The sequence below is a fragment of the Vibrio nomapromontoriensis genome, assembly GCF_050337205.1.
GTDB lineage: Bacteria > Pseudomonadota > Gammaproteobacteria > Enterobacterales > Vibrionaceae > Vibrio > Vibrio nomapromontoriensis.
On sequence record NZ_JAKJSS010000010.1, the window covers coordinates 349,392 to 356,889 of the forward strand.

The 7,498-nt window shown below is 44.4% G+C and carries 6 protein-coding genes and 1 pseudogene; 6 read left to right on the forward strand and 1 reads right to left on the reverse strand.

The window, feature by feature from the left end; translation table 11 throughout:
* Positions 1–8 precede the first annotated feature (8 nt).
* Positions 9–530 carry a YfiR family protein gene (locus tag L4D05_RS14535; protein WP_428754196.1) on the forward strand — a complete coding sequence of 174 codons (522 nt, stop codon included), beginning with the start codon at positions 9–11 and terminating at the stop codon, positions 528–530.
* Positions 527–2,443 carry a diguanylate cyclase domain-containing protein gene (locus L4D05_RS14540; protein WP_428794456.1) on the forward strand — a complete coding sequence of 639 codons (1,917 nt, stop codon included), beginning with the start codon at positions 527–529 and terminating at the stop codon, positions 2,441–2,443. The genes L4D05_RS14535 and L4D05_RS14540 overlap by 4 nt, the downstream gene beginning before the upstream one ends.
* A 41-nt stretch (positions 2,444–2,484) precedes the next feature.
* On the opposite strand, the gene L4D05_RS14545 is transcribed toward L4D05_RS14540, so the two are convergent.
* Positions 2,485–3,378 carry a LysR substrate-binding domain-containing protein gene (locus tag L4D05_RS14545; protein WP_428794457.1) on the reverse strand — a complete coding sequence of 298 codons (894 nt, stop codon included), beginning with the start codon at positions 3,376–3,378 and terminating at the stop codon, positions 2,485–2,487.
* A 112-nt stretch (positions 3,379–3,490) separates the two neighbouring features.
* Between L4D05_RS14545 and L4D05_RS14550 the strand changes: the two genes are divergently transcribed.
* The 4 genes and pseudogenes from L4D05_RS14550 to L4D05_RS14565 form a co-directional block, all read left to right on the forward strand.
* The gene (locus L4D05_RS14550; RefSeq protein ID WP_428794458.1) at positions 3,491–4,453 is read left to right on the forward strand and encodes a DMT family transporter; all 963 of its coding nucleotides are present in this window, start codon (positions 3,491–3,493) and stop codon (positions 4,451–4,453) included.
* Positions 4,454–4,638: 185 nt separating this feature from the next.
* A complete protein-coding gene (locus L4D05_RS14555) occupies positions 4,639–6,726 on the forward strand; it encodes an LruC domain-containing protein (protein ID WP_428794471.1) in 2,088 nt (695 codons plus the stop codon).
* A 9-nt stretch (positions 6,727–6,735) separates the two neighbouring features.
* Positions 6,736–7,179 carry a hypothetical protein gene (locus tag L4D05_RS14560; protein ID WP_428754203.1) on the forward strand — a complete coding sequence of 148 codons (444 nt, stop codon included), beginning with the start codon at positions 6,736–6,738 and terminating at the stop codon, positions 7,177–7,179.
* A 115-nt stretch (positions 7,180–7,294) separates the two neighbouring features.
* Positions 7,295–7,498: pseudogene (locus L4D05_RS14565) on the forward strand (helix-turn-helix domain-containing protein); the annotation flags it as partial.

Consider the following 7,498-nt stretch of genomic DNA (forward strand, 5'->3'; position numbering starts at 1 on the left):
GTCGCATTATGCTACGTGTTCGCTGGCTTCACCGCTTGCTAATGATGTTGGGTCTGTTCTGTTATAGCGTCCCAGCGTCTGCTCAATATAGTGATGATGATTTGAAATCTGTGTACTTATTTCGGTTTGCCATGTTGGCAGAGTGGCCAAAAATTACTGGTGTATCGGTAAAAGAATATTGCGTCGCTCGCGGGTCTCAAGTGGGGGATGGCCTTAAAAAAATCGTTGAAGCCAAATTGGGTAGTCAGGCATTTTATGACGCAGAAACAATGAGTTCGGCAAGTACGTGTCATATTTTATATATTGAATCCGCCAGTACGGCGCTAATATCGAGACTAAAATCGCAATTTCCCCATGCTCTGTTAATTGGTAATGGAATGCAGTTTATTAACCTTGGTGGAATGATTGCTTTCATTCGAGTGAATAATCGAATTAAGCCTTTGATTGCTCCCTCTCATGTTAAACAAAGTGGCATAAAGTTGAGATCTCAATTACTCAGCGTGGCTGAGATTGTGGAGGTAGAATTATGATAGCCAGTCGTTTCGCGTCGATGCCATTGCGTTACAAAATGATGTTACCTACGTGGTTTATTGTGACTTTTATCATGATTGTTGTCGGCTCTAGCGCGATCACTATGTTAAGACATTACCAAGAGCAGGCACTTGATACTCGGGTCAATATCTTATCGAAGGGTGTGGCGAATACGCTTCAAGCCGCGTTGATGTTTGATGATGCGACTACAGCGCAAGAGCAATTGGCCTACCTGTCTTTTGACCCCGATATTATCGCAGCAAAAGTGAAAGATGCAGAAGTGGCGCGCTTAGCGTTTATTGACCGAACACCATCACACTGCATTTGGATACAAGAGCAGTTGGTGTGTGACAACATCGCTTTCGTTGAGCGCTCCATTAATATTGAATTAGGGGATGACTCTTTAGGCGAGTTGATCGTCTGGGTTTCTTTAGAGCGGCTTCAATTAGAACAACAGCATATGTGGTTTTGGTTAAGCGTGTTAACGGGGTGCTTATCGTTGTTTGCTTGGCAATTGGCGAGAACGTTACATAATTTGATTGTAATGCCGTTGAGTTCATTGCATTACTCTATGGAAACCATGATTAAAGAAGGGGTGAAGAAGCGGGAGATACCGGTACTGCACAATGATGAATTGGGGCGATTAACCCGTTGTTTCAACGCAATGGTTGTTAGTTTGTTAGAGCGCGAACGTCAACTGCATCAAGCGCTAGAGCATTTAGAAAGTAAGAATCGGTACATTAATAGGGCCTTGGATGTTATGCAAAAAGGCATCATGGTGACTTCGACCAATTTAGATATTATGTACAGCAATCCTCATGCAGCTAAACAGCTTAAAAAATATGAAAAAATCAGTAATGCGAGAGTATTACTGGATGCGGTGTTTACACCGAAAGCCACCGTTGAGGCCATTGTCAACGCCATTCAAAATCAAACAATATTGAATGAAGTAGAATTAAGAAAAAACAAGACTAACCAAAAATTTATGGTGAGTTGCCATCCGATGGGTAGTGAAGAGCACTCGTTAATCCAGTTTGAAGACTTCACTGAGCAGTATTTAGCGGAACATCGACGAAAGTTAATTGAGTTAATGTTTGAACAGCATCAAGAAGCGATGTTGATGCTGAGCCGAAATGGCAAGATTGAAATGCAAAACCCGATCAGTGTGAAATGGTTTGGTTGGCGAGCGCAAGTTTCTGAAATTAATGTTAAAGGTAAAGTCGTTCCGAGCATCCGTATTTTGAAGAAGCTACTACTGGAAGGGAGTTTGGTGTATCACGTTAAGGTACAAAATCAAGACAGCTCGTGGTTTCCTTGTGTACTTCAATTAAGAACGTTGACCAATGAGAGCGGGAGAGTAGAGGCGTTTGTATTAGCGATTCGCGACGAATCCGAAAAAATACAACTCAAAAGGCTTAACTATCAGGTCAATCATGATTTGCTTACCGGACTGGCTAATCGCGTGAGTGCAATGCAAACGTTACAGCAGCAACATGACTATGGATTATCCTTGTTTGTTGTGTTTATTGATTTGGACGGTTTTAAAGCGGTTAACGATCAATTTGGTCACCATATAGGTGATGAGCTATTAAAGGTTGTTGCTACAAGGATGAAGGCGATAGCGGGAGAGCATTCATTGGTCGCAAGGCTAGCTGGAGATGAGTTTTTGATTGGTATCGAGAGTCAGCACAATATTGACGTTATTTTGCAGCTGCTTAACGAAAGTCTGTCGACCCCTGCCGAGTTGGAAGGACATGACTGCCAAGTTTCGGCAAGTTTAGGCGTCGCATTTTGGCCTGCTACATCTAATGAATCGCTTGATGTTGTTATTGATACGGCCGACAAAGCGATGTACCAAGCAAAACGCGCTGGGAAAAATCGTTACGTTTTAGAAGAGCCACAACCGCTGTAGGTTTTTGTTGGAGTAAGGAAGTAGCAGTTTAAACGTGTGTCCTAAGACTGAAACTGCTCTTGAAGCCAATGCCGAAGCGCGGCAACGTTCTTGGATTTAAGTTTGTCGGGGGCACAGACAAAGTAGAAGGCTTGAAGCGGGTTCGCGATAGGTTCGCCAATTTCAACCAGCAGCCCATGTTCGATATCATCTTTGACAAACTGGCGGTGAGTGACTAAAACGCCTAGGTTGCGGATTGTGGCGTGTATGGCTTGAACCGATGCATTGAACGTCAAGTTATTCGGAGAGTCCGGTGTATCAACGTCATGGGCATCGCACCAGACTTGCCAATCGTTTTTACGTCTGTCGTTGGCCACTGAAATGGTGGGGTAGCGTGTAATCATTTCTGTGGCAGACAGAGAGGGCTGCTCCGCGAGTGCGCTGGGGCTTGCCACCAGTACTAAATCATCCTCGGCTAGTTTTTCACAAAAGTAATCTTGCCAATCATCGATGGAGCCATGGATGAGCGCGAGATCGACGCCTTCCATTTCTAAACTAAATACTCCAACTCGATTTGAGATCCTAATATCGAGCTGAGGCAGCGTTTGTTGCAGGTGCGGTACTCGGGGGATCCACCAATGCAGAGCCAGCGAGTTGACCATATTAATAGTCATTCTATTATTACTGCCTTTATTAAGTATTGCTTCATTGGCTTCAATAATTTTTTCTATAGCAGGCGCAACATCTTGATAGTATTTTTCTCCGTCTGAGTTGACCTCAATATGTCGACCTATACGCTGAAAGAGTTGGGTGCCTAGCTGGGTCTCTAGCGTTTTAATTGCTTGGCTGACTGCTGAGTGGCTTACATTTAACCGTTCGGCGGCAAGTGACATGCTTCCAGCCTCAACGACGTTAACAAATGCGTAGATTGATTTTAAGGGGATGTGGTTTGTCATAGAATACTCAGTTAAGTTTTTCTAACAATATAGTTCACAATTACTCGTTATTTTACTGTGGGGGAGATCAATATAATAACAATCAGTTGAGCACTTTATAGAGAGGAACATCATGCTACAAAATCCAAGTCAACGCGCGGTAGGATTTATGTTGTCCTCCACACTGAGCTTATCGATTACGGGGGTGCTGACTAAATTTCTAGCGAACGACATTGCTGCGGGCAATTTGACGATACTTCGGTTTCTTTTGCCTGCGACCGTACTCATGTTGTTTCTTCTTGTGACATCGTTTCGAGTGCCGCCAAAAGACATGCGCAAAATTCTTGTATTCCGGGCTTTTAGTATTGGTGCTTGCCAACTTTGTTTTATTTATGCACTCGGTAAACTGTCTTTGGTTGAAAGTGTGGTGCTATTTGGTACTGGACCTTTGTTTATCACGCTGTTTGAAAGGGTTATTTTCCGCATTAAGTTGTCCTATGTTACCGTTTTTTCGCTGCTATTAACGTCGATAGGTGTGGTTTTGTTAGCCGGTGATATCTCTGGATTCAGCGCAAAGCCTGAAGTGTTCATTGGTCTGTTGTCGGGTGTATTTAATGCAGGTTCCCAACTGAGCCTTCATAAAGCATCAAAAGGCAGCATGTCAGGTATCGAAAATAATGCTTGGACATTTTTATTGGCTGGTATCGTCATGCTCCCAGTTGCGATGGTTACGTTGCCGAGTGGATCCGGTGAAGCATGGTGTTTGAATACGCTGTCGTGGGGGACAGCAATAAATTGGCAGGTGGTGATGATGCTAGCAATGATGACAGCGACGGTGATTAATACTCAAACGTGCCGCTATAAAGCCTATCAATTAGCGCCGACGAATTCTCAAATAGCCCCTTTAATCTATACCAACCTTGTCTTTACTGCGGTTTGGCAGTTCTCGTTATTTGATGTGGTGTTTACTCATAATCAAGTCATCGGATTGTTGCTGATTATTTGTGCGAATGTGATATGCACGTTGTTCACTCAGTTTAATTTTGACAGGAAACTAAGAAACACCGATCACAAGCCACCACTATCTTCAAATTGATTCTCAAAATGAGTTACTCTTGCCTATTCTCTGTTAAGTGTCTGATTTTACGCTAATAAGTAACATGGCATGTTCCTTGTATGATTGTTGAATATCTGCGTCAATCAAGGGATTAGATAATGCATAGATCAAAACAACATACTCAATTGGCATCCGCGATCAAAGTCAGTGTCGCATTAGCCATGATGACATCCATGAACAGCTACGCGCTCCCCTTTGAAAATTGTCCTAGTAAAGCGTATTTGTTCCAAGCCAATCCAGTACAAGTTTATGGTGTGAATCTTGTTACTGGTTCAACGTCTCTTTTACAGGGTGACACGGGCTTAGATGCCAACATTAATGGTGTCGGTTTCGACTTTAATGGTCGTTATATTTACGGCTATGACACATCGAACAAACAAATTGTACGTTTGGGTGAAGATTTTCTTGCTGAAACGATCAACACGAGTGGTTTACCTACCAGTCATACATTTTATGTCGGTGATGTGTATGAAGACGTTTACTACCTGTACAGAAAGGGAAAAGGTCTTTTTACTATTGATGTTTCACCGCTTGAAGCCGACCCAACTGCAACACTCCCTGTGACTCAAGTAAGCAGTCGAGCGGTTGTTAACCTAACTGACTTTGCTTTCCATCCTAGTGATGGGAGCTTATATGGTATCGATAATGGTTCGGGTGCGTTGTACTCATTTGATCCGAGTACCGGGCAAGAAACGTATATTGGTGACACCGGTGAAACGGGCACCTTTGGCGCGGGTTACTTTGATGTGGATGGTTATTATTACGTCTCTAGAAATCAAGATGGTCAAATATACCGTGTCGATCTTTCCCCCGGAAATGCTGCAAATATTGCCGCAGGAGTTGTGCCTGCCATTAAGTTTGCGGATGGTCCTTATTCGAGTCAGAACGATGGGGCGAGGTGTGCGAATGCGCCAGTTATCGATGAAGATTCGAATATTGACTTTGGCGACGCGCCAAATAGTTACTCAACCAAACTGGCGGATAATGGACCAAGGCATGAGCTCGACGATGAGACATGGCTAGGGTCAACGGCGCCAGACGGCGATCAAGATGGCCTTTATTCTGGGCTTGCTGATGATGAAGTGGGCATTGACGATGAAAACGGGGTCGGTTTCGTGACCGCAGTGGAGCCCGGCTTAGACAGCATTGTCAGAGTTAACGCGTCTACCACTGGTTACCTGTCAGTGTGGATAGACTGGAATCAAGACGGCGATTTTGCTGATGACGGAGAAAAGGTCTTTTCCGACGAAGAGTTGGATACTGGTAATAATGATCTTATTTTTACCGCTGCATTAGACGCAGAGATTGGTTCGACGTGGAGTCGCTTCAGATTCAGTAAACAAACTGGGCTTGATTACTATGGCGGTTCAACATCCGGTGAGGTGGAGGATCACGCTCTTGCGGTCACAGGGACTGGGCTTTCAGTTCGTTACTACCCGAACGCCACTGGTTACACCACCGTCGCGTATGAGGATAACTGGCCTTATACCGCCGATTACGACATGAATGATGTGGTCGTGCGGTATCGGATTACTGAAATATTACGCGATGGTGCGGTGGTGAAATCAAAAGTCGATGGTTACCTTGGCGCTGTTGGGGCATCGTATCACAATGGTTTCGCACTTCGTTTCAAAGGCGTCAATCGTAGTGATGTTGATACCACCACGACTCGTCAAATCCATAATGGCAGTCAACTGGCGAATAGTGGACTGGAAGCCATCTCGGACGAGGCCATCTTCGTGATTAGTGAAGATACCTCGGTCTATAAAGTAGAGGGCTGCGAGTATCACCGAACGTTGGCGGCTTGTGCGCAACAAGAAGATGTTCAGCTTAATTTCACACTTCATGTGAATTTCCTTGATGGATCAGATACGACATCGTTAATGAGTATGCCTTATGACCCGTTTATCTTCGCAACCGAGGGGCATTATCACGGAGAAGGTTATCACCAACCGGGTAGAGCATGGGAAGTTCATCTACCGAACTATGAGCCTACCGAGCAATTTAACGCTCAAACTTTTGCAGGGCTAGGTGTTGATGTCAGTGATGCGAGCAGTGGCGTGTACTTTAAAACATCAGGCAATCTTCCATGGGCGCTAATGATCAATGATGAATGGGAATGGCCGTTAGAACGAACCGACCTTGTCGTCGCCTATCCACAATTTGCGACGTACGCTGAATCAGCGGGTGACCAAGCTCAGACTTGGTTTGAATCTCAATATGCTACACCGGGCAAATGTTACGTCCCGTAGGAGGCTGAAATGAAAAATACAATACTATTTATCACGACACTAGGAATGGTAACAGCTTGCGGTGGCGGCGGAGGTGGCGGTGACTCATCAGGCGGTGGCGGCAGTACGCCAACCCCAGTTGTAGCATCGCGAACGATGGCTGATCTATCGATACCAGACGAGTTGGACTATAAACCAGTGGAGGCGTATACGCTGTCGGTCGATGCGAGTAGCTCTGTTTTGGGTAGAGCAATGGTCTCGGTTTACACTCAGTTTGATAGCCCTGCATCGGGTGAAATAACGCCAGTATACGATAGCCGTATTGCCTCACTATCATTACAAGGTGGTATTGGAGAATTAGACTTTTCTTCAGCGGAGCATATTGATGCTTTCCTCGTTGAGATTTGGACTCATGATGGTAATCCACCGCTGCAAAAAGTTGTCTCAGCGACGAGTCCTCATCTTGTTTGGTAGTGAGCATTGATGTTTATGAGTTCTATTTGAGCAAATAGCTTAACATTGGCATCGAAAAGCCTCATATTATGAACTGACCCCCAATAGTTGGACACCAATTATTGGGGGTCTTTTTATGTCCAAATATAGTCGTGAGTTAAAATGTGTCATTGCTAAACAATGCTTAGATGGCGCGTCATCTCGCTATTTAGCAAAACAATATTCAATTTCTTCGAGACAGATACGGTATTGGGCTCAAGTCTTTGCCATCCACGGTGCTGGTTCGTTTTTACCAACTAAGCATGCTGCTACTGCTCAGAAAAAACGAAAAGCATTAAAT